21 protein-coding genes are annotated in these 22719 nt (G+C 32.8%); 19 read left to right on the forward strand and 2 right to left on the reverse strand.

The annotated features are described in order from the left end of the window. Nucleotides 1-82 precede the first annotated feature (82 nt). Nucleotides 83-433, forward strand: coding sequence for a 50S ribosomal protein L19 (gene rplS / locus CD111_RS03085; protein WP_095088367.1), 351 nt, complete (start codon nt 83-85; stop codon nt 431-433). 104 nt (nt 434-537) lie between these two features. Here the strand turns inward: rplS and CD111_RS03090 are convergent, their stop codons facing one another. Next, on the reverse strand, nt 538-3132 hold the full coding sequence (locus CD111_RS03090; RefSeq protein WP_095088365.1) for a YfhO family protein: 2595 nt from the start codon (nt 3130-3132) through the stop codon (nt 538-540). A gap of 26 nt (nt 3133-3158) precedes the next feature. Continuing rightward, nucleotides 3159-4088, reverse strand: a complete 930-nt coding sequence (locus tag CD111_RS03095; RefSeq protein WP_095088362.1) for a glycosyltransferase family 2 protein — start codon at nt 4086-4088, stop codon at nt 3159-3161. Between the two features lie 70 nt (nt 4089-4158). Here CD111_RS03095 and ylqF point away from each other — a divergent pair, with 70 nt between their 5' ends. The 18 genes from ylqF (at nt 4159) to dxr (ending at nt 22717) form a co-directional block, all read left to right on the forward strand. Beyond that, entirely contained in the window at nt 4159-5043 is an 885-nt protein-coding gene (gene ylqF, locus CD111_RS03100; RefSeq protein WP_095088360.1) for a ribosome biogenesis GTPase YlqF, read from the forward strand. Beyond that, nucleotides 5024-5815 (forward strand): ribonuclease HII, encoded by a 792-nt coding sequence (locus CD111_RS03105; protein WP_095088358.1) that lies wholly within the window; start codon nt 5024-5026, stop codon nt 5813-5815. The genes ylqF and CD111_RS03105 overlap by 20 nt, the downstream gene beginning before the upstream one ends. 88 nt (nt 5816-5903) lie before the next feature. After that, nucleotides 5904-7070, forward strand: a complete 1167-nt coding sequence (sucC, locus tag CD111_RS03110; protein WP_095088356.1) for an ADP-forming succinate--CoA ligase subunit beta — start codon at nt 5904-5906, stop codon at nt 7068-7070. Between the two features lie 17 nt (nt 7071-7087). Then, nucleotides 7088-7996 carry a succinate--CoA ligase subunit alpha gene (sucD, locus tag CD111_RS03115; RefSeq protein ID WP_095088355.1) on the forward strand — a complete coding sequence of 303 codons (909 nt, stop codon included), beginning with the start codon at nt 7088-7090 and terminating at the stop codon, nt 7994-7996. Between the two features lie 245 nt (nt 7997-8241). Further along, complete coding sequence (dprA, locus tag CD111_RS03120) at nt 8242-9123, forward strand: DNA-processing protein DprA (protein ID WP_231922781.1); 882 nt, start codon at nt 8242-8244, stop codon at nt 9121-9123. A 98-nt stretch (nt 9124-9221) separates the two neighbouring features. Further along, nucleotides 9222-11294 carry a type I DNA topoisomerase gene (topA, locus tag CD111_RS03125; protein ID WP_095088353.1) on the forward strand — a complete coding sequence of 691 codons (2073 nt, stop codon included), beginning with the start codon at nt 9222-9224 and terminating at the stop codon, nt 11292-11294. A gap of 181 nt (nt 11295-11475) precedes the next feature. After that, the gene (trmFO, locus tag CD111_RS03130) at nt 11476-12777 is read left to right on the forward strand and encodes an FADH(2)-oxidizing methylenetetrahydrofolate--tRNA-(uracil(54)-C(5))-methyltransferase TrmFO (RefSeq protein ID WP_095088351.1); all 1302 of its coding nucleotides are present in this window, start codon (nt 11476-11478) and stop codon (nt 12775-12777) included. A gap of 63 nt (nt 12778-12840) precedes the next feature. After that, nucleotides 12841-13719 carry a tyrosine recombinase XerC gene (gene xerC / locus CD111_RS03135; protein ID WP_095088349.1) on the forward strand — a complete coding sequence of 293 codons (879 nt, stop codon included), beginning with the start codon at nt 12841-12843 and terminating at the stop codon, nt 13717-13719. A gap of 12 nt (nt 13720-13731) precedes the next feature. Beyond that, complete coding sequence (hslV, locus tag CD111_RS03140; protein WP_095088347.1) at nt 13732-14274, forward strand: ATP-dependent protease subunit HslV; 543 nt, start codon at nt 13732-13734, stop codon at nt 14272-14274. Further along, on the forward strand, nt 14275-15696 hold the full coding sequence (gene hslU, locus CD111_RS03145; RefSeq protein ID WP_169711995.1) for an ATP-dependent protease ATPase subunit HslU: 1422 nt from the start codon (nt 14275-14277) through the stop codon (nt 15694-15696). It begins immediately after the preceding gene. Nucleotides 15697-15714: 18 nt separating this feature from the next. Beyond that, complete coding sequence (gene codY, locus CD111_RS03150; protein ID WP_095088343.1) at nt 15715-16488, forward strand: GTP-sensing pleiotropic transcriptional regulator CodY; 774 nt, start codon at nt 15715-15717, stop codon at nt 16486-16488. A 159-nt stretch (nt 16489-16647) separates the two neighbouring features. Further along, a complete protein-coding gene (gene rpsB / locus CD111_RS03155; protein ID WP_095088341.1) occupies nt 16648-17424 on the forward strand; it encodes a 30S ribosomal protein S2 in 777 nt (258 codons plus the stop codon). A gap of 98 nt (nt 17425-17522) precedes the next feature. Then, entirely contained in the window at nt 17523-18410 is an 888-nt protein-coding gene (gene tsf / locus CD111_RS03160; RefSeq protein WP_188350537.1) for a translation elongation factor Ts, read from the forward strand. An 81-nt stretch (nt 18411-18491) separates the two neighbouring features. Then, on the forward strand, nt 18492-19214 hold the full coding sequence (gene pyrH / locus CD111_RS03165; RefSeq protein WP_095088336.1) for a UMP kinase: 723 nt from the start codon (nt 18492-18494) through the stop codon (nt 19212-19214). Between the two features lie 17 nt (nt 19215-19231). Next, on the forward strand, nt 19232-19786 hold the full coding sequence (gene frr, locus CD111_RS03170; protein WP_095088334.1) for a ribosome recycling factor: 555 nt from the start codon (nt 19232-19234) through the stop codon (nt 19784-19786). A 238-nt stretch (nt 19787-20024) separates the two neighbouring features. After that, the gene (locus CD111_RS03175) at nt 20025-20777 is read left to right on the forward strand and encodes an isoprenyl transferase (RefSeq protein ID WP_095088332.1); all 753 of its coding nucleotides are present in this window, start codon (nt 20025-20027) and stop codon (nt 20775-20777) included. Nucleotides 20778-20788: 11 nt separating this feature from the next. Next, nucleotides 20789-21571 (forward strand): phosphatidate cytidylyltransferase, encoded by a 783-nt coding sequence (locus CD111_RS03180; protein ID WP_095088329.1) that lies wholly within the window; start codon nt 20789-20791, stop codon nt 21569-21571. A 15-nt stretch (nt 21572-21586) separates the two neighbouring features. Beyond that, the gene (dxr, locus tag CD111_RS03185; RefSeq protein WP_095088326.1) at nt 21587-22717 is read left to right on the forward strand and encodes a 1-deoxy-D-xylulose-5-phosphate reductoisomerase; all 1131 of its coding nucleotides are present in this window, start codon (nt 21587-21589) and stop codon (nt 22715-22717) included. Nucleotides 22718-22719: the final 2 nt, after the last annotated feature.

Here is a 22719-nt window from a genome sequence, read left to right on the forward strand (position 1 = left end):
AAAATCACTATGATCCGCTGCTAGCAATGAAACGTTTTTATAAAATTTTGGGCAAGAACATAGTCAGAAGGAGAGAATATAAATGAGTAATCATAAGTTAATCGAAGCAGTAACGAAAGACCAATTACGTACGGATATTCCAACATTCCGTGCCGGAGACACTGTACGTGTACACGTACGTATCGTTGAGGGTTCTCGCGAACGTATCCAAGTGTTCGAAGGTGTTGTAATTAAACGTCGTGGTGGCGGTATTTCTGAAACGTTTACAGTTCGTAAAATCTCTTACGGTGTAGGTGTGGAACGTACATTCCCAGTACATACACCAAAAATCGAGACTATCGAAGTTAAACGTCGCGGTAAAGTACGTCGTGCTAAACTTTACTACCTACGTAGTTTACGTGGTAAAGCTGCTCGTATTAAAGAAATTAGATAATAAAGTTATACAAAAAAAGTTCCTAGAGATAGGAACTTTTTTTATTTAAATGAGCGGGGAAGTAATCTTTTTTATAAAATCAGATTGCTTTCCCGCTCATTTATTTAGTTTTTATTAATAAATCTTGTGAATAAAATTGATAGTAATATTGAGATGATAGAAATGATAAGCATCACATTAAAATACGGTGGCTTGTATTTAATCTTAATATGTTTGCTTTGTTTATCTACATCAATGCCCACCATGACATGATTCACACGTTGAACGTTAGTTTTTTTGCCATCTACATATGCTGTTAATCCTTTTCTGAAAGGAATATTTACCACAGTTGTACCTGCTTTATGTTTGTTTAGTTTAATATCGATAATTCCGTTCTTTTCTTTAAATGAATGTTCCTTTCTTTTGTCCGCTTGTTTTAAAGTTTGATAATTTTCTCCATATAAACCTTGTAATTTCAACTTGTATGCACCGTTAGTGAGTCCAATATTTATCTTGCCGTCATTAGAAACTGGCACACGATACAATAGGTTATCTTGGTTCATACGATATTTAGAATCTTTAAATAATCGATTGTTAGCGTATTGATTAATTTGAATTGTAAAGTTAGATTGTGGTGGTTTACGATCTACATACATCATTAAATATAAATCTTGATATTGCTTTGCTATATGTGGAGGTAGTTTAATTGTAAGGCCATCTCCATTTGAAGGAACAGTTAATATATCTTTATTATAATTTGAATGATGTGTTGTAATACTTGTATCTTTTAATAAATTTTTGGAATGCGTCATTTTAGCGTAATCTTTATGGTTTTGTGTCGTGACTACACCTTTGATCATAGCATGTTCAAGATCTAAAGGATTTCTTATTTGATTTGGGTCGTAATATTGATCCGTCACCTTTACGGTAGGCAACATTTGTTCATTTTTATAAATTTGATATTTACCATCGTCATTTATAAGTTTGAAATTAGCTGGTAATTCTTGCTGATAGCTTTTTTTCATAAAATATTTCGTCGACCATAAACTATACAAGTTAGAACGACCTTGCATATTACTATATTTACTTAATGATTCGTCTTGTAAATTGACTTTTGCTTTATTATATAAGTAATCATTTAACGCACCATCAAATATACTTGAATATAAACTCATACCTTGAAATTGTTGATACATCGGGGTGTTATCTTGATTTAATACTCTCCATGAAATGCGTTCACCACTATCGATATTTTTTTTGATATCATTGATATGCTTACGCTGTAGTGCGCTATCAAACGTACTCGCTTGAATGTAAAATTTATTTGCTCTTCGTTCGTGGTCTTCATGATAAATTTGATTTTTACTATGCTCTTTCGAAACTAAAAATGATAAAAACATAATGGAAATTGCATATAGAATGATTAATACCTTACCTTTAGAGTTGATTGTGAGTACAGCTAAACCTATTAAACATAAAACAGGAACCATCCATATCCAAATCACATAATCTTTAGTAATCAAATAGCTCATCAATATGATGATAAAACTTGGCATGCATGTTGCTATATATTGCTTTACAGGTATGCTTTTAAAGTAGTATACATAGAATGCAATAAGTCCACTCGAGAAGAATGTTAGCAAATAGTGCCATCTTTTTTGTGGTGCAGAAAACCCATTAAATATACTATCAACAAAAGGTATAAAACTCGCAATAATGAAAATGATTGTAAATATGCTAAATAATCGATAATAATAATGTTTGTACAAATTGAATGTGAGTAATGCTTGGATAGCAACAAATAATACAACAACTAAATAATTATCATAAAATATATTATCATGCTTGCCAAACTCTGATAATAAAGGGATTTCTCCTCGATAAGTAGCTCTATTATTTCCTATGAATCCTATAGCTGCTTGGAAGAATATAAACAAACTAGAGCCTAATCCGAGAATACTAGCAATCGTAAATACTTTGAATTGTTGAAATCTATTTATTATGTCATCCTTATATTTGAAAATCATTCTATACATGAAGTAGAGAAGGCCAATTAATAATTGATAATAAGCAAAATAAAAATTATTAATAAATGTTAAGGTCACGATAATGATAAACATGCCGATTTTTTTACGTGTTAAGAAACGTTCAATACTTAAAATTAATAATGGTAATAAAATAAAAACATCACTAAAGAACGGCCAATAAACAGTAAACCTAAAATAAATAGGAGAAACGGCGAATAAGAATGCTGAAACGATTGAAGCGATACGATTTAAACCGTAATGTTTAAATAATAGATATGTTGAAAACATGATAAGGAATGATTTTACAATAGAGATGACAATAGCATTTTGTACCCAAAATAACATATGATCAGTATTGAAATGCAATATAAAAGAAGCGATATAAATAAACATTACATTTAGAATGAACAATAAATTTGTAGAGAAATAATAAGCAAAATCCATCATCATGTCTCCACCAAGGCCTAAATCAGTTGCATAGAAAAATGACCCATGAGTCCAATGTTCATATAAATACATTTGTATTGGGACCATCTGTTCCATACCATCATTCGGACCAGTAAACAAAATACCATCTTTAAAATATCTATATAATACGTAGCCGTGGCCTAACACAGCTAACACTGAAAAAAGCAATATGATTTGTAATTTATGTCTGCTTGCATATAAAAATGTTAATATTTTATTTTTCATTTATTTCACCAACGTATCATTCAATTTTATTGATCTTCGAATATATTGGATTGCTCAATAATGTATTTAGGTCTATCTTTTGATTCAAAATAAATCCTGCCAATATATTCACCTATTATACCTAAACTAAATAATTGAAGTCCTCCAAGGAAAAGGATAGACGAAATAATAGTGAAGTATCCCGGTTCATCAATGCCATTCATCAAAATATTAATAAAAGATATAAGAATGTACAGTAGACAAACGAACATTGTAATGCCACCAAAGTAAAAACAAAGTCGTAGTGGTTTATTATTAAAACTAATAATACCGTCAAATCCATAATCTATTAATTTGAAAATTGAATACTTTGACTTTCCTTCGTTACGCTCTTGATGATAATACTGAATGGATGTTTTAGAAAATCCAACCCACTCAAATAATCCTTTAGAAAACCGATTATATTCCGTTAATTTTAATATTGAATCGACTACTTGTTGAGACATTAATCGGAAGTCACCTTCTCCACTTTTAAATTTAACTTCAACTAAATATTTGGATAACTTATAGAATGCAGAAGCTGGGATACGCTTTATAAATGATTCTTTCTTGCGATTTCTAATTCCAACAACTTGATGATAGCCATCCTGATACAGATTTATCATATCTGGAATAAGTTCAGGTGGATGTTGTAAATCAGAGTCCATAATTACTGTTGCATCACCATTTGCGTGTTTAAGTCCACAGTACATTGCTGACTCTTTACCAAAGTTTTTTGAAAAAGAAATGTATTTGACGTGACTATCTTTATCGGATAATGATTTCAATATATTTAAAGAGTTGTCACTTGATCCATCATTTATAAAAATAAGTTCAAATTGATGTGCTAAATTTAAAAAGACGTTCGACACTTTTTCATGTAAAATAGAGATATTAGTTTCTTCATTATAAAGAGGGACTACTATTGAAATTAACATAACGAACCTCCTAATTAGATATGGTAAATATATCATATTTTATTAGTTTAGATAAGAAAGGATAATATATATGACAATACAATGGTTTCCAGGGCATATGGCCAAAGCAAGAAGAGAAGTAACAGAACAACTTAAAATGGTAGATGTTGTATTCGAACTCGTAGATGCAAGAATACCTTTATCATCAAGAAATCCTATGATTGATGACATTATAAAACAAAAGCCTCGAGTTATTATACTTAACAAAAAAGACATGTCTAAACAAAGTGAAACTGATAAGTGGATGCAGTACTTTAAGAATCAAGGATTTTTCCCAGTACAAATTGATTCCAAACATGGTAAACATCTAGGTGAACTCATGAAGGCTGCTCAAGCTGCCACTAAAGAGAAATTTGATCGTGAGAAAAGCAAAGGGCTAAGACCTCGAGCGATTAGAGCTATGATAGTTGGTATACCTAATGTAGGGAAATCAACATTAATAAATAAATTAGCAAAGAAATCAATCGCAAAGACAGGAAATACACCAGGCGTAACAAAGAAACAACAGTGGATTAAAGTTGGTAAAGAATTAGAATTATTAGATACACCTGGTATTTTATGGCCAAAATTTGAGGACCAAGCGATTGGTAAGAAACTTAGTCTAACCGGTGCTATTAAAGATAGTATTGTGCATTTGGACGAAGTTGCAATTTATGGTCTCAATTTCTTAATTGATCATGACCCTGAAAAGTTACAAAAGTTTTATCAAATTGAACTTGCGGGTGATGACGAAGTAGTGGATTTATTTGATCAAATTGGTAAAAGAAGAGGCATGCTTAAAAGAGGAAATGAAATAGATTATGAATCTGTAACTGAACTCATCATTAGAGATTTAAGAAATGCTAAAATAGGCAACTATTGTTTCGATATTTATGATGAGATGAAGGATGGACTCTATGAAACAAAAGAGCATTAAAGAAATTTCGAATGAAATTAATCAATATTTGACACACGATGACATTAACAATTCAATTTATTTAGAGGATGTACGTAAAGGTGTACAATTAGCGATTAACAAAAGACGAAAGTACATTTATAAACAAGAAAAGTTATTAACGCAATACGAAGAAATGAATAAATTCGAAAATCAAATTTTGAATTCAAATCATAATGCATTAATTTGTGGTATAGACGAAGTAGGACGTGGTCCTTTAGCAGGTCCTGTAGTCGCAAGCGCAGTCATTCTTGAGCCAAATCATAACTACATCGGTATTACGGATTCAAAAGCATTATCACAATCGAAACGGTCATTCTATGAGACAGAAATTTATAAACGGTGTCTCGCAGTTGGTATTGGGGTTGCAACTGTAGAAGAAATAGATGAGTTAAATATATATCAAGCAACGAAATTAGCGATGCAAAGAGCGATAGATGAATTATCAGTGAAACCAGATCATTTACTTATTGATGCTATGGAATTAAATAACAATATTCCACAAACATCTATTATTAAAGGTGATGCAAATAGTGTGTCAATTGCTGCAGCAAGTGTTATAGCGAAAGAATATAGAGATAAATTAATGAATGATTACCATGATGAATATCCAGGTTATGATTTTGATAACAATAAGGGATATGGTACAAAAGCCCATCTCGAAGGAATAGAAAAACTTGGTATAACGCCAATTCATCGCAAAACTTTTGAACCAATCAAATCAAAAGTGAAATATTCGTCTAACAATTTTTAAAATTAACCGCTCATTGTTTACAATAACGCTTACATTTTCTATAATTGAGTAGTAGCAAACATATTTGTATGTAATAGGAGGATGGAGAATGAATATCCATGAGTATCAAGGTAAAGAGATTTTTCGCTCAATGGGCGTAGCTGTACCTAATGGTTCAGTAGCTTTTTCACCCGATGAAGCAGTAGAAAAAGCAAAAGAATTAGAATCAAATGTTTATGTTGTGAAAGCACAAATCCATGCCGGTGGTAGAGGTAAGGCTGGAGGCGTGAAAATTGCTAAGTCTATTGATGAAGTTCGTGAATATGCGAAAGAATTATTAGGCAAAGTTCTCGTTACTCATCAAACTGGACCAGAAGGTAAAGAAGTAAAACGCCTTTTAGTTGAAGAGGGTTGCGATATTCAAAAAGAATACTATATCGGTTTTGTAATCGATAGAGCAACAGATCGTATTACATTAATGGCATCAGAAGAAGGCGGTACTGAAATTGAAGAAGTTGCTGCGGCGACTCCAGAAAAAATCTTCAAAGAAGTTATTGATCCTGTAACGGGATTAATGCCATACCAAGCTAGAAGAATTGCATTTAACATTAACATTCCTAAAGAATCCGTTAATAAAGCAGTTAAATTAATGATGTCTTTATATAATGTGTTTGTAGAAAAAGATTGCTCAATAGTTGAAATTAACCCATTAGTAACTACTGGTGAAGGTGATGTTTTAGCACTTGATGCAAAAGTAAACTTCGACGATAACGCTTTATTCAAACATAAAGATATCGTTGAGATGCGTGACTTAGAAGAAGAAGACGAAAAAGAAATCGAAGCATCTAAATATGATTTATCATATATTGCCTTAGATGGAAATATTGGTTGTATGGTTAACGGTGCTGGTTTAGCAATGGCAACGATGGATACAATTAATCACTTTGGCGGAAATCCGGCTAACTTCCTTGACGTGGGGGGCGGCGCTACTAAAGAAAAAGTTACTGAAGCATTCAAAATAATTCTAGGTGATTCACAAGTAGAAGGTATATTTGTAAATATCTTCGGTGGAATCATGAAATGTGACGTAATTGCAGAAGGTATTGTAGCTGCTGTTAAAGAAGTATCATTAGATATGCCTTTAGTTGTTAGACTTGAAGGAACTAATGTTGAACAAGGTAAACAAATCTTAAAAGAATCTGGTTTAGCAATCGAATCAGCATCTATCATGGCTGATGGCGCTCAAAAAATTGTTAAATTAGTTCAAGAACGATAAGAAAGGCGGAGAGTTACGTGAGTGTATTTATCGATAAAAACACAAAGGTATTAGTGCAAGGTATCACTGGTGCAACAGCACTTTTCCATACAAAACAAATGCTTGAATATGGTACTCAAATCGTTGCTGGGGTAACACCTGGTAAAGGTGGCCAAGTAGTTGAAGGCTTACCTGTATTCAATACAATAGAAGAAGCTGTAGCTGAAACTGGTGCAACAGTATCAGTCATTTATGTACCAGCACCATTTGCTGCTGATGCAATTATTGAAAGTGCTGATGCGGAATTAGATTTAGCTATCTGTATAACTGAGCATATCCCTGTTATAGATATGATTAAAGTTAAGAGATATTTAGAAGGTAAGAAAACACGTTTAGTTGGACCTAACTGTCCAGGTGTAATCACTGCCGACGAATGTAAAATTGGTATCATGCCAGGCTATATTCACAAAAAAGGCCATGTAGGTGTTGTATCACGTTCTGGTACTTTAACTTATGAAGCAGTACATCAATTAACTCAAGCTGGTATCGGTCAAACTACAGCAGTAGGTATTGGTGGAGATCCAGTAAACGGTACTGACTTTATTGATGTATTAAAAGCATTCAACGAAGATGAAGATACTTATGCTGTCGTTATGATTGGCGAAATCGGTGGTACTGCGGAAGAAGAAGCAGCTGAATGGATTAAAGCTAATATGACTAAACCAGTTGTTGGATTCATTGGTGGTCAAACAGCGCCTCCTGGTAAACGAATGGGACACGCTGGTGCGATTATTTCTGGTGGTAAAGGAACAGCATCTGAAAAAATCAAGACACTTAACGAATGTGGTATTGAAACTGCAGATACACCATCTGTAATTGCAGAAACACTTATAAACCGTATTAAAAAAGAAAATGGTTTATATGAAAAATGCCTAACAGTTAAATAATTAAATATCTAGTATTAACCCTTTAAATCGACACGATAAGTGGAGATTTAAAGGTTTTTTTTATGGACAAAAATATAACTACAAATTATAATATATGTAAATTTATGGATAAAAGTAACGATAAAATATTAAATTCCTCTTTTTTAAACTCTCTTTTTTATACACAAATTATGCAGTCATTCTTCCTGATTAATATTTATATTTATGAAATTGTAACGATTTTGAAAGTTGAAAGGAGCATGCTATTGATAGACAATTTACAACAAATTATTTTGAAACTAATACATTCTGGATTTACAACGAGACATTTACATAGTATGTTGAAATATAATACGGATTTGTCTTTCGTTAATGAAAGAGATGAATTTTTAAATTTTATTAATAAAAGTGCATTTAATTTCACTCATATGCTAAACATGTATAAGATGTATAAGTATAGTGATATAAATGAAATACTCGAAGCATTGAGTAACAAGCAAATTCAATTAGTTTTTTATAATCAACATACCTATCCACATCATTTGAAACAAATTTTTGATTATCCTTTAGTTCTCTTCTGTATAGGGGATATTAGTTTGTTGAATCACCCAAAGAAATTAGCAATAGTCGGATCTAGAAATGCAACATCATATACAGAACAAATTTGTGATTCATTAATTTGTGAATTAGTTAAATCTGACATAACAATCGTTTCAGGAATGGCAATGGGCGCTGATTATTTTGCACATTTAAAAACGATAGAATGTAACGGTAATACCATCGGGGTTGCTGGTTTTGGTTTAGATTTTCATCATCCTAAAGCTACTCAATTTTTAAATGAACGAATGAGAAAAGAACAATTGGTCATAAGTGAATATTACCCTAATAAATCAGTAAAAAAATGGTACTTTCCAGAAAGAAATCGTATTATCAGTGGATTAGCACAAGGCGTCTTAATAACTGAGGCAGAAGAAAGAAGTGGGTCACTTATTACGGTTGATCAAGCAATCGATCAAAACCGAAACGTATATTGTTGTCCGGGAATGATGTTTCATTCGCTTAGTAAAGGCACTAACAGAAGGATTCAAGAAGGCGCAAAACTAGTCTTGAGTGCTAGAGATATTATAGAAGATTTTGAAGAATTTTAGTTCTAAAAAAAAATAATAAATATCTTTTAATTGACAAAGCTGAATTTGTCAGTTTATCATTTACATTTGTAATCAATAGAAAGCAAGGGGGAGTTACTTTGGCAGAAAATCTTGTCATTGTTGAATCGCCTGCAAAAGCAAAAACCATAGAAAAATATTTAGGAAAAAAGTATAAGGTCATAGCATCTATGGGGCATGTTAGAGATTTGCCACGTAGTCAAATGGGTGTAGATGTTGAAAATAACTATGAACCTAGATATATAACTATTCGAGGAAAAGGACCAGTCGTAAAAGATTTAAAACGTTATGCAAAAAAAGCAAAAAACGTTTATCTCGCAAGTGACCCTGACCGCGAAGGTGAAGCTATTGCTTGGCATTTAGCGCATATATTAGATATAGATGAAAACAAAAAATCAAGAGTTGTATTTAACGAAATAACGAAAGATGCAGTGAAAGAAAGTTTCAAGAACCCAAGAGAAATAGAACATGAATTAGTTGATGCCCAACAGGCACGTCGTATTTTGGATAGACTTGTTGGATATAATATTTCTCCAGTTTTATGGAAAAAAGTTAAAAAAGGTCTTTCTGCAGGTCGAGTTCAATCAGTAGCATTAAGATTGGTCATTGATCGTGAGAATGAAATAAATGCTTTTAAACCTGAAGAGTATTGGACTATTGAAGGATTGTTTAAACACCAATCAAAAACGTTTACTGCGAAATTTTTACATGAAAAAAGCAAAGCAGTTAAGTTGAAAAATGAAGGTGACGTTCAAAAGATAACGTCAAAACTTGATGGGGATAAATTTGAAGTTACAAAAGTAACTAAGAAAGAAAAGTTAAGACATCCCGCTAAATCATTTACAACTTCTTCATTACAACAAGAAGCTTCTCGTAAATTGAATTTTAAAGCTAGAAAAACAATGATGTTAGCTCAACAATTATATGAAGGTATTGATTTAAAACGACAAGGAACAGTTGGTTTAATCACGTATATGAGAACTGATTCAACACGTATTTCAGATAGTGCTAAATCAGAAGCAGCATCATTTATTGAAACGCATTACGGTAAAGAATATCTTACGAAAGCTAAACAAGCTAAAGGTAAACAAGGTGCACAAGATGCCCATGAAGCGGTTAGACCGACAAGTGTATCGCGTACACCAGACCAAATGAAATCATATTTATCACGCGATCAATATAGATTATATAAACTTATTTGGGAACGATTTATGGCAAGTCAAATGGCACCAGCCATTGCAGATACTGTGGCGGCTGACATTACTCAAGGTGACCTTAAATTTAGAGCGAATGGACAAACAATTAAATTTAAAGGTTTTATGAAAGTTTATGTTGAAGCCAAAGATGACCAAGACGAAGAAAAAGAAGGAAAATTGCCTCCATTAAAAGAAGGCGATATTGTTACAGCAGAGAAAATCGATCCAAAACAACACTTTACTCAGCCACCACCACGATATACTGAAGCTAGACTAGTTAAAACGTTAGAAGAACTTAGAATTGGTAGACCATCAACATATGCACCAACGATTGATACTATCCAAAAGAGAAACTACGTGAAATTAGATCAAAAACGCTTTGTTCCAACTGAATTAGGTGAAATTGTACATGAGTCAGTAAAAGAATACTTCCCTGAAATTATTGATGTCGATTTTACTGTAAATATGGAAACGTTGTTAGACAAAGTAGCTGATGGTGAGATTGAATGGAAGAAAGTAATAGATATGTTCTATGAAAACTTCAAGATCGATGTTGCTAGAGCGGAAGAAGAAATGGAAAAAATCGAAATCAAAGATGAACCGGCTGGGGAAGATTGTGAACTATGTGGTTCGCCTATGGTATACAAAATGGGACGCTATGGTAAATTTATGGCATGTTCAAACTTCCCAGATTGTCGAAACACGAAAGCAATCATCAAGACAATCGGTGTTAAGTGTCCGAAATGTAAAGAAGGAGAAGTAGTTGAACGTAAATCTAAGAAAAATAGAATTTTCTACGGCTGCTCTAGATACCCAGAATGTGATTACACTTCATGGGATAAACCACTTGATCGTCCTTGTCCAAAATGTGAAACAATACTAGTTGAACGTAAAAAAGGAAAATCAGCGCAGGTTATTTGTCCTAACTGTGATTATAAAGAGCAAGAACAAAAATAATTCAGCAAGTGCAAAAGTATATTTATATATAACTTTTTGCACTTGTTTTTTTGTTTAATAAAAAATGAGCAATTCGTTACTAAATTTTGTTAAATAGAAAAACATTTTCATTTGATTAAATTCAGATTTGTTATACAATTCAATATGGAATATAAAAAGTTAAGGTAGGAGGCATATTGCATTGACTTCAATAAATGTTATCGGTGCTGGTTTAGCAGGTTCTGAAGCGGCATATCAAATTGCGAAAAGAGGATTTAATGTAAACCTCTTTGAAATGAGACCAGTGAAACAAACGCCAGCTCATCATACTGATCAATTTGCTGAACTCGTTTGTTCAAATTCATTAAGAGGAAATCAGTTAACTAATGCTGTAGGTGTACTTAAAGAAGAAATGAGACAGTTAGATTCCCTCATTATTAAAGCAGCAGACAATGCAAGTGTTCCTGCTGGTGGAGCATTGGCAGTAGATCGACATGATTTTGCAGGATATATTACAGATACTTTGAAAAATCATCCAAATGTTACAGTTAAGAATGAAGAAATAACAGAAATACCTGATGGTCCTACGATTATTGCCACTGGTCCATTGACAACAGAAAGTTTAACAAAGCAAATCATCAACATTACTGGTGAAGAACAACTTTACTTTTATGATGCAGCTGCGCCAATTATTGAACGTGACTCAATTGATATGGATAAAGTTTATTTGAAATCACGCTATGATAAAGGTGATGCAGCTTATTTAAACTGCCCAATGACGGAAGAAGAATTTAATACATTTTATGATGCGCTAATTAATGCAGAAGTTGTTCCATTAAAAGAATTTGAAAAAGAAATTTATTTCGAAGGATGTATGCCATTCGAAGTTATGGCAGAAAGAGGAAAGAAAACATTACTATTCGGACCAATGAAGCCAGTCGGATTAGAAGATCCAAGAACAGGTGAGAGACCATATGCGGTCGTACAATTACGTCAAGATGATGCTGCAGGTACGTTATACAATATTGTTGGTTTTCAAACGCATCTAAAGTGGGGCGCTCAAAAAGAAGTCATATCACTCATACCAGGTTTAGAAAATGTTGACATAGTACGTTACGGCGTAATGCATAGAAATACATTTATAAACTCTCCTAATGCCTTAAAGGATACTTATCAATTAAAGACACGTGATGATTTGTTTTTCGCAGGACAAATGACAGGTGTTGAAGGTTATGTAGAAAGTGCTGCAAGTGGATTAATTGCTGGGATTAATGCGAGTAAATTAGTTTCTAATTTAGAACCAATTGTTTTTCCTAGAGAAACGATTATTGGAAGTATGGCATATTATATTACACATGCTAATAAGAAGAACTTCCAACCAATGAATGCAAACTTTGGTTTATTACCTGATTTAGAAAAAAGAATAAAAGATAAAAAAGTTAGATATGAAACTTTAGCTAATAGAGCACTTAAGCATCTTGACTCTTTTAAAGTCATGTTATAGATATTATTTTAAGTATTAAATCAATTGTGATACAATTCAGATAAATTGGGAGAGTGAGTTAAAATGCATGTAATTGAGAAACAATTTTTAGATATGTTAACATTTGAAAAGCATTTCTCTGAACATACATTGAATGCTTATCAACTCGATTTAAATGAATTTAGTAATTTTTTGCAAACTGAACATTTAACTTTAGACGATTTTGTTTATAAAGATGCAAGAAGATATTTAGCGTTCTTATATGATAAAGGACACAAACGGACAAGTGTTTCGCGTAAAATATCAACCTTGAGATCTTTATATCAATATTGGATGAGTATCGATCATAATATCCAAAATCCATTTATCCAACTTGTTCATCCAAAAAAAGAACATCATTTACCAAGTTTTTTTTATGAAGAAGAAATGGAAAAATTATTCAAAACATTAGACGATGGTAAAAAAACAAATATTCGTGACAGAGTCATATTAGAGTTGTTGTATGCAACAGGTATTCGTGTTTCTGAATTAGTTCATATTCAAATTAAAGATATTGATTTAAATTATTCTTTCGTAAAAGTATTAGGTAAAGGAAATAAAGAAAGAATCGTTCCTTTCGGAGAATATTGTCAAAATGCAATAACAGACTACCTTGAAAACTTTAGAAACCAATTTAATGTTGAACATGAATATTTAATCATGAATATGCGAGGTCAGGCTATTACAGAAAGAGGCGTCAGACACGTCTTAAACGAAGTTGTTAAACGTACACAAGGTGTTTATCATATACATCCACATAAATTACGACATACCTTTGCGACGCACCTTTTAAACCAAGGTGCAGATTTAAGGAGTGTGCAAAGTTTATTAGGACATGAAAGTTTATCCACTACAAGTCAATATACTCACGTTACGAAAGACCAATTAAGAAAAGTATACTTATCTGCACATCCACGTGCATAAAGGAGAATTGAAATGAGTTCATCATTACATGCAACAACAATATTTGCGATTAGACACAATGGTCGCTCAGCTATGGCAGGAGATGGCCAAGTTACTTTAGGCGAACAGGTAATCATGAAACAAACTGCAAGAAAAGTAAGACGATTGTATCATGACCAAGTCGTTGCTGGATTTGCAGGAAGTGTCGCTGATGCATTCACGTTATTCGAAAAATTTGAAGTCAAGCTCCAAGAATATAGTGGTAATTTAACGAGAGCTGCTGTTGAATTGGCACAAGAATGGCGAGGAGACAAGATGCTTCGCCAATTAGAAGCGATGCTAATTGTTATGAATGAAACAGATTTGTTAGTCGTTAGTGGTACAGGTGAAGTGATTGAGCCAGATGATGGTATTATTGCAATTGGTTCTGGTGGCAATTATGCTTTAAGTGCCGGTAGAGCATTGAAATCTTATGCACCACAATTGTCTGCGAAAGAAATTGCAGAAGCATCACTAAACACTGCCGCAGATATTTGTGTGTTTACAAATCATGAAATTAAAGTTGAAGAAATATAAATGGAGGGTTTAAGGTTGTCACAAAATCAATTAAAAATGACGCCACATGATATCGTAGATCGCTTGAATGATCACATCATAGGTCAACAAGATGCTAAACGTAAAGTTTCGATAGCATTAAGAAATAGATATCGTAGAAGTTTATTAGATGAATCATTGCGAAATGAAATCATTCCTAAGAACATTTTAATGATTGGTCCTACCGGTGTTGGTAAAACTGAAATCGCAAGAAGAATGGCAAAATTGGTAGGAGCACCATTCGTTAAAGTTGAAGCTACTAAATTTACAGAAGTAGGATATGTTGGTAGAGATGTAGAAAGCATGATCCGTGATTTAGTAGAAGTAGGAAGAAGAATTGTTAAAGAAGAAAAGAAAAAAGGCGTACAAGAAGAAGCAACACAAAAAGCAAATGAACGTTTAGTTAAGCTACTTGTACCAAGCATGAAGAAAAAAGCTCAAAATAGTAATAACAATAATCCATTAGAATCATTGTTTGGCGGACAGTTTCCTAACTTTAGTCAGCAAGAAGAAGTCGAAGAATCACCTTCAGAAGAAATTAAGACTAAAAGAGAAGATATCAAGAAACAACTATTTAATGGTGAGTTAGAAGAAGAAACAGTTAAATTAAAAGTCGAACAAGAACAACAATCGTTAGGCATGATGGGTATGGACAATAACCCACAAATGCAAGATATGTTAAGCCAAATGATGCCTAAGAAAAAGGTAGAACGTAAATTGCCTGTTAAAACAGCTAGAAAAATTTTAATCGACGAAATTGCGAATGAATTGATTGATCAAGAATCTGTAAATGAAGAAGCTATACAATTAACAGAACAAATGGGTATGGTATTTATAGATGAGATTGACAAGATTGCAGTGAGCAATAATAATGGCGGTCAAGACGTTTCGAGACAAGGTGTCCAAAGAGATATTCTTCCTATCGTTGAAGGTAGTGTCGTTCAAACGAAATATGGTTCAATAAATACAGAACATATACTGTTTATTGGTGCAGGCGCGTTCCATATGTCTAAACCTAGTGACTTAATACCTGAACTTCAAGGTAGATTCCCAATTCGTGTTGAATTAGATAGTTTAACAACAGAAGACTTTGTCAAAATCTTGAAAGAACCAAAGCAATCATTATTAGAACAATATAAAGCATTGCTTGAAACAGAAATGGTAACGATTAATTTCACTGAAGAAGCAATTGTGAGATTAGCAGAAATAGCATTTCAAGTGAACCAAGAAACCGATAATATTGGTGCAAGACGACTTCATACAATATTAGAAAAAATGCTAGAAGATCTTTCATTCGAGGCTTCAAATATGCCTCATGCTGTGGTTGATATCACACCAGAATATGTTAATCAAAAATTAGAATCAATAGCGACAAATAAAGATTTAAGTGCATTTATTTTATAAATAAAAGGAGCAAGTCAAATGAGTTTATTAACAAAAACAAGAGAATTAAACACGTTATTACAAAAGCACAAAGGTATTGCAGTAGATTTTAAAGATATGGCAAAAACAATAAGTAATGTTACTGTTACGAATGTATTCATTATTTCAAGAAGAGGTAAAATTTTAGGATCAAGTTTAAATGAGTTGTTAAGCAATGAACGTATTATTAAGATGTTAGAAGATAGACATATTCCGAAAGAATATACAGATCAATTAATGCACGTAGAGCAAACAACTGAAAATATTGGAATCGACAACGTTTTAACTGTATTCCCACCAGAGAGTAAAGATTTATTTATCGATAGCCAAACTACAATCTTCCCTATTTTAGGCGGTGGAGAAAGATTAGGAACATTAGTTGTTGGTCGTGTAACACAAGATTTCAATGAAAATGACTTAGTTTTAGGTGAATATGCAGCAACTGTTATTGGTATGGAAATACTACGTGAAAAGCACAATGAAATTGAGCAAGAAGCACGTGATAAAGCTGCAATTACTATGGCAATTAACTCACTTTCTTATTCAGAAAGAGAAGCGATTGAACATATCTTTGAAGAACTAGGTGCACCAGAAGGGTTACTTGTTGCTTCAAAAGTTGCAGATAGAGTTGGTATTACACGTTCTGTAATTGTTAATGCATTAAGAAAACTAGAAAGTGCTGGTGTGATTGAGTCAAGATCACTAGGAATGAAAGGTACATTCATTAGAATTAAGAAAGAACGTTTCTTAGAAGAACTAGGTTTAAATAAATAAAAACACTTGATGAAGATTAGTATTTATGATATATTTAAAAACGGCTATAAAGCCAAATTCACACATATACACGCAATATATGGAGTTGGTGCAACATTGTAATGTTGTTTCTATATAAAGTGTTTATGGCGGAATAAAACCAATTAGGAGGAATTAATCATGGCAGTTATCTCAATGAAACAATTGCTTGAAGCAGGTGTTCACTTCGGTCACCAGACACGTCGTTGGAACCCAAAAATGAAGAAATACATTTTCACAGAAAGAAACGGTATCTATATTATCGACTTACAAAAAACAGTTAAAAAAGTTGACGAAGCATACAACTTTATTAAATCTGTATCTGAAGAAGGCGGTAAAGTATTATTCGTAGGTACTAAGAAACAAGCACAAGAGTCAGTTAAAGAAGAAGCTGAACGTGCTGGACATTACTACATTAACCAAAGATGGTTAGGTGGAATATTAACTAACTACAAAACAATTTCTAAACGTGTAAAACGTATTTCTGAAATCGAAAAAATGGAAGAAGACGGTACATTTGATGTACTACCTAAAAAAGAAGTTGTAGAACTTAAAAAAGAATACGACCGTTTAATTAAATTCTTAGGCGGTATTCGTGATATGAAATCAATGCCTCAAGCATTATTCGTAGTTGACCCTCGTAAAGAGCGTAACGCGATTGCTGAAGCACATAAATTAAACATTCCAATCGTTGGTATTGTTGATACAAACTGTGATCCAGATGAAATCGACTATGTTATCCCTGCAAACGATGATGCTATTCGTGCCGTTAAATTATTAACTGGTAAAATGGCAGATGCTATCTTAGAAGGTCAACAAGGCGTTTCAAACGAAGATGTTGCTGAAGAACAAAACATCAACTTAAATGAAACTGAACAAGCACCTAAAGAAGAAGCAACTAAAACGACTGAAGCATAATTTCAAAAAGGTGATAAGGTTCTATAACTTATCACCTTTTTTTAGAAAGAATAACTAAAATAAAACATAAGTTAACACTTAAACAATGGAGGAATTAGATTATGGCTATATCAGCTAAACTTGTCAAAGAATTGCGTGAAAAAACAGGCGCAGGTATGATGGACTGTAAAAAAGCTTTAACAGAAACAGATGGTGATATCGATAAAGCAGTAGACTTTCTACGTGAAAAAGGTATTGCTAAAGCAGCTAAAAAAGCTGACCGTATCGCAGCTGAAGGTACAACATATGTAGCTTCTAAAGGAAATGACGCAGTAATCCTTGAATTAAATTCAGAAACAGATTTCGTTGCGCGTAACGAAGGTTTCCAAAATTTAGTTAAAGAAATGGCTGATCATATCTTAGAAGTTAAACCTGCTGATGTTGAAGCTTTAAATGCTTCTAAATTATCAAATGGTCAAACAGTAGAAGAAAAAATGAACGAATCAATTTCAACAATTGGAGAAAAACTGACTTTACGTCGTTTTACTTTAAAAACTAAAACAGATAACGATGCTTTCGGTGAGTATTTACACATGGGCGGACGTATCGGTGTATTAGCTGTTGTTGAAGGTTCTACAAATGCAGATGCAGCTAAAGATGTAGCTATGCATATTGCAGCTTTAAACCCTAAATTCGTTTCTCGTGACCAAGTTTCTGCAGAAGAATTAGCTCACGAAAAAGAAATTCTTAAACAACAAGCATTAAATGAAGGTAAACCTGAAAATATCGTTGAAAAAATGGTAGAAGGTAGAATGCGTAAATATTTAGAAGAAATCTGTGCAGTAGACCAAGCATTTGTTAAAAACCCAGATCAAACAGTTGCTGAGTTCTTAAAAACAGAAGGTGGCGTGCTTGTAGATTTCGTTCGTTACGAAGTTGGTGAAGGTATCGAAAAACGTTCTGATAACTTTGCTGATGAAGTAAAAGGACAAATGAAAGGCAACTAAGATTGCTTTTTAGAAAGAAGACACAAGCGTGTCTTCTTTCGTTATATAAAGACCTAATTATAAGCATAGAGAGGGATTAAGATGACAAAAAATTCTAAATATAAACGCGTCGTTCTAAAACTAAGTGGTGAAGCTTTAGCAGGAGATTCAGGATTTGGTATCAACCCAGTAGTCATTAAAAGTATCGCACAACAAGTATCTGAAGTGGCACAAATGGACTGTGAAGTTGCAGTTATCGTTGGTGGAGGCAATATTTGGAGAGGTAAAACAGGCAGTGATTTAGGTATGGATCGTGGTACTGCCGATTATATGGGCATGCTAGCTACTGTTATGAATGCTTTAGCATTACAAGATAGTCTAGAACAATTAGAGTGTGATACAAGAGTATTAACTTCAATTGAAATGAAACAAGTTGCAGAACCTTATATTAGAAGACGTGCTATTCGTCATTTAGAGAAAAAGAGAGTTGTTATTTTTGCGGCAGGAATAGGCAATCCGTACTTCTCAACAGATACTACAGCTGCACTAAGAGCTGCAGAAGTAGAAGCTGATGTTATCTTAATGGGTAAAAACAACGTTGATGGTGTTTATTCTGCAGACCCTAAAAAAGATCCAACTGCAGAAAAATATGAAAGATTGACGTATATTCAAATGCTACAAGAGGGACTACAAGTTATGGATTCAACAGCATCATCATTCTGTATGGACAATGATATCCCACTTGTTGTATTCTCAATTATGGAAGAAGGAAATATTAAACGTGCTGTTCAGGGTGAAGAAATCGGCACAATTATTACAAAATAAACACGAGGTGTAATTCGATGGCAGATGTTAAACAAGAAACGAAATCGAAAATGAACAAAACAATTGAAAGTTTTTCAAGAGATTTAGCAGGAATTAGAACAGGTCATGCTAACGCTAACTTGTTAGAAAGAGTTAACGTAGAATATTATGGCGCGCCAACACCAATTCAACAATTGGCTGGTATTTCAGTGCCTGAAGCACGTTTACTTGTTGTTCAACCGTATGATAAATCATCAGTTGATGATGTATTAAGAGCGATTAATGCTGCTAACTTAGGTGTTAATCCTACAAGTGACGGTACAGTGATTAGAATTACTGTTCCAGCTTTAACTGAAGAACGCAGAAAAGAATTAGTTAAAGAAGCTAAAAAAGAAGCTGAAAATGCAAAAGTTGCAATAAGAAATATTCGTCGTGATTCAAATGAAGATTTGAAAAAACAAGAAAAAAATGGCGACATTTCTGAAGATGACTTAAGAAAACAAACAGATGATGTTCAAGAAATTACAAATGAATTCATCAAAAAGATAGATGAGTTAACAACTCAAAAAGAAAATGATATTTTAGAAGTATAATTTTCTATGAAATTAAAATAAAATGGACAAACCTGGAAAAATCATAAGATTTTGTTTAGGTTTGTCCTTGTTTTTTGTTCAAAAGTGAATGAAAGACAAAGAATTGACTAAATTGAAACATATTGTCTTAAACTCTTTTGTCTTTATATACACAGAATCAATCTTTTTGTGATAAAATGTATTACGATATGTTTAATTATTATACATATAAATTCGCGTTTGTTTGATGGAGGACGCTATGATAAAAAAGTTTAAAAAACAAAAACAACAAATAAATACGCAAGAAACTGAATTAACAATACCGAACCATATAGCTATAATTATGGACGGTAATGGAAGATGGGCAAAAAATAAAAAAATGCCAAGAATTAAAGGTCATTACGAAGGTATGCAAACCGTTAAAAAAATCACAAGAAAAGCAAATGACTTAGGTGTGAAATATTTAACGCTATATGCATTTTCAACTGAAAACTGGTCTAGACCTGAGGACGAGGTCAAATATCTCATGAAATTACCGGTTGATTTTTTGAAAACTTTTTTACCAGAGTTAATTGAAAAAAATGTTAAAGTTACCACGATAGGCTTTACTGATCAATTACCGAAGCATACTAAAAATGCTATCAATGAAGCAATCGAAAAAACAAAACATAACACTGGTTTAAACCTTGTATTTGCACTTAACTATGGTGGAAGAGCCGAAATTGTTCATGCAGTTAAGGCATTATATAAAGAAGTTGAACAAGGTAAACTATCAGTTGATCAAATAACAGAAGAAAATATTGAAAAAAGTTTATTTACGTCAAATATGCCAGATCCAGAATTATTAATTCGTACATCAGGCGAAGAAAGATTGAGTAACTTCTTAATATGGCAATCTTCTTATAGTGAATTTGTATTTACTAAAACATTGTGGCCAGATTTTGATGAACAATCACTAATCGATTGTTTGAAAATTTATCAGTCAAGACAACGTAGATTTGGTGGGCTGTAAAGGAGAAAAATATGAAAACAAGAACTATATCCGCAATTGTGGCAATGGCTATTTTTTTGCCAATTGTCATTTATGGGGGACTACCTGTCATTGTATTGGCCTATTTACTGGGCGTTATTGCACTTAAAGAAATATTGAACATGAATAATTTATCTATTCTGTCTGTACCTGGATTTTTATCTATTGTCTCTTTATTTATTATTTTATTACCTCAAGAAGTTATACATAACGACATACGCATTCAGTTACAGTTATTGATTGTTATGAGTTTCTTAATGTTGAGTTATACTGTAATGTCAAAAAATAGGTTTAATTTTATGGATGCTTCGTTTTGTGTACTATCTGTAACTTATATTGGTATTGGCTTTATGTATTTTTATGAAACAAGAGAACATGGCCTGCAATTTATTTTATTTGCATTATTAGTTGTATGGTTAACAGATACAGGGGCTTATATTTTCGGTAGATTATTTGGTAAACATAAATTATGGCCTTTAATTAGTCCTAACAAGACAATCGAAGGATTCATAGGTGGTATTTTCTCTAGTTTAATTGTCGCTGTTATTTTTGGACAATCATTTAATATGGATGTATCATTATGGTTACTTATTCCGCTAACAATGTTATTAAGTATGTTTGGTCAACTAGGTGATTTAGTTGAATCAGGATTAAAGAGACATTTTGGTGTGAAAGATTCTGGGAATATTATGCCAGGACATGGTGGTATTCTAGATAGATTTGATAGCTTTATCTTTGTTTTACCATTGTTAAATTTATTCCTATTCCAAATGTAAGATGAGGTGTTTTCTGTGAAGAATATAGCTATATTAGGTGCCAGTGGATCTATCGGGCAACAAGCATTAGATGTTATGAGAGAGCATAAAAGTGAGTTTAACCTCGTTGCATTTTCAGTCGGGAAAAATGTAACGTATGCACAAAGTATCATAAAAGAATTTCAACCTGAACTTGTATCCGTACAAAATGAAGAAGATATAAATAAATTAAATCATTTAGATGTTGAACTTGCATACGGTGAAGATGGTTTATTTAAGGTTGCAACTTTTCATAAAACGGATTTGTTATTAAATTCTGTTATGGGTAGTATTGGGTTAAGACCTACAATGGCTGCGATAGAAGCAGGCATTGATATCGGCTTAGCCAACAAAGAAACGTTAGTCGCAGCTGGTGAGCTTGTAATGAAAAAAGCAAAAGAAAAAAATGTGAATATATTACCGGTTGACTCAGAGCATTCAGCTATCTTTCAATGCTTAAATGGTGAAAAACATAAAAATATTAATAAATTAATTATAACTGCAAGTGGTGGGTCATTTAGAGATATGACAAGGGCTCAACTTGAAGATGTAAGTGTTGAAGATGCGCTAAATCATCCTAATTGGTCTATGGGTCAGAAGATTACAATTGATTCAGCGACAATGATGAATAAAGGTTTAGAAGTAATTGAAGCAAAATGGTTATTTGATTTAAATATTGATCAAATCGAAACGGTATTACATAAAGAAAGCATTATTCATTCAATGGTTGAGTTTAATGATACAAGTGTCATTGCTCAGTTAGGGACACCTGATATGCGTACGCCGATTCAATATGCTTTTACTTATCCAGAAAGAATTGAAAGAGATGCTGAAATGTTGAATTTAGCACAAATTGGTCAATTGAATTTTAAAGAAATGGATTTTAAACGATTTAAATGTTTACAACTAGCTTATGATGCAATAAAAATTGGTGGATCCATGCCGGTTGTACTTAATGCAGTAAATGAAGTAGCGGTTGATTTGTTCTTAAATAAGAAAATTTCATTCTTAGATATAGAACAAATGATCGAAAAAGAAATGAATGAGCATCAAGTCATTAAAAATCCAGATTTAGAAACAATTCTAGGGATTGATGCTTTTTATAAATCTAAGGATTATGAGGTGTAAGC

Source organism: Mammaliicoccus stepanovicii, assembly GCF_002902525.1.
Taxonomy (GTDB): Bacteria; Bacillota; Bacilli; order Staphylococcales; family Staphylococcaceae; genus Mammaliicoccus; species Mammaliicoccus stepanovicii.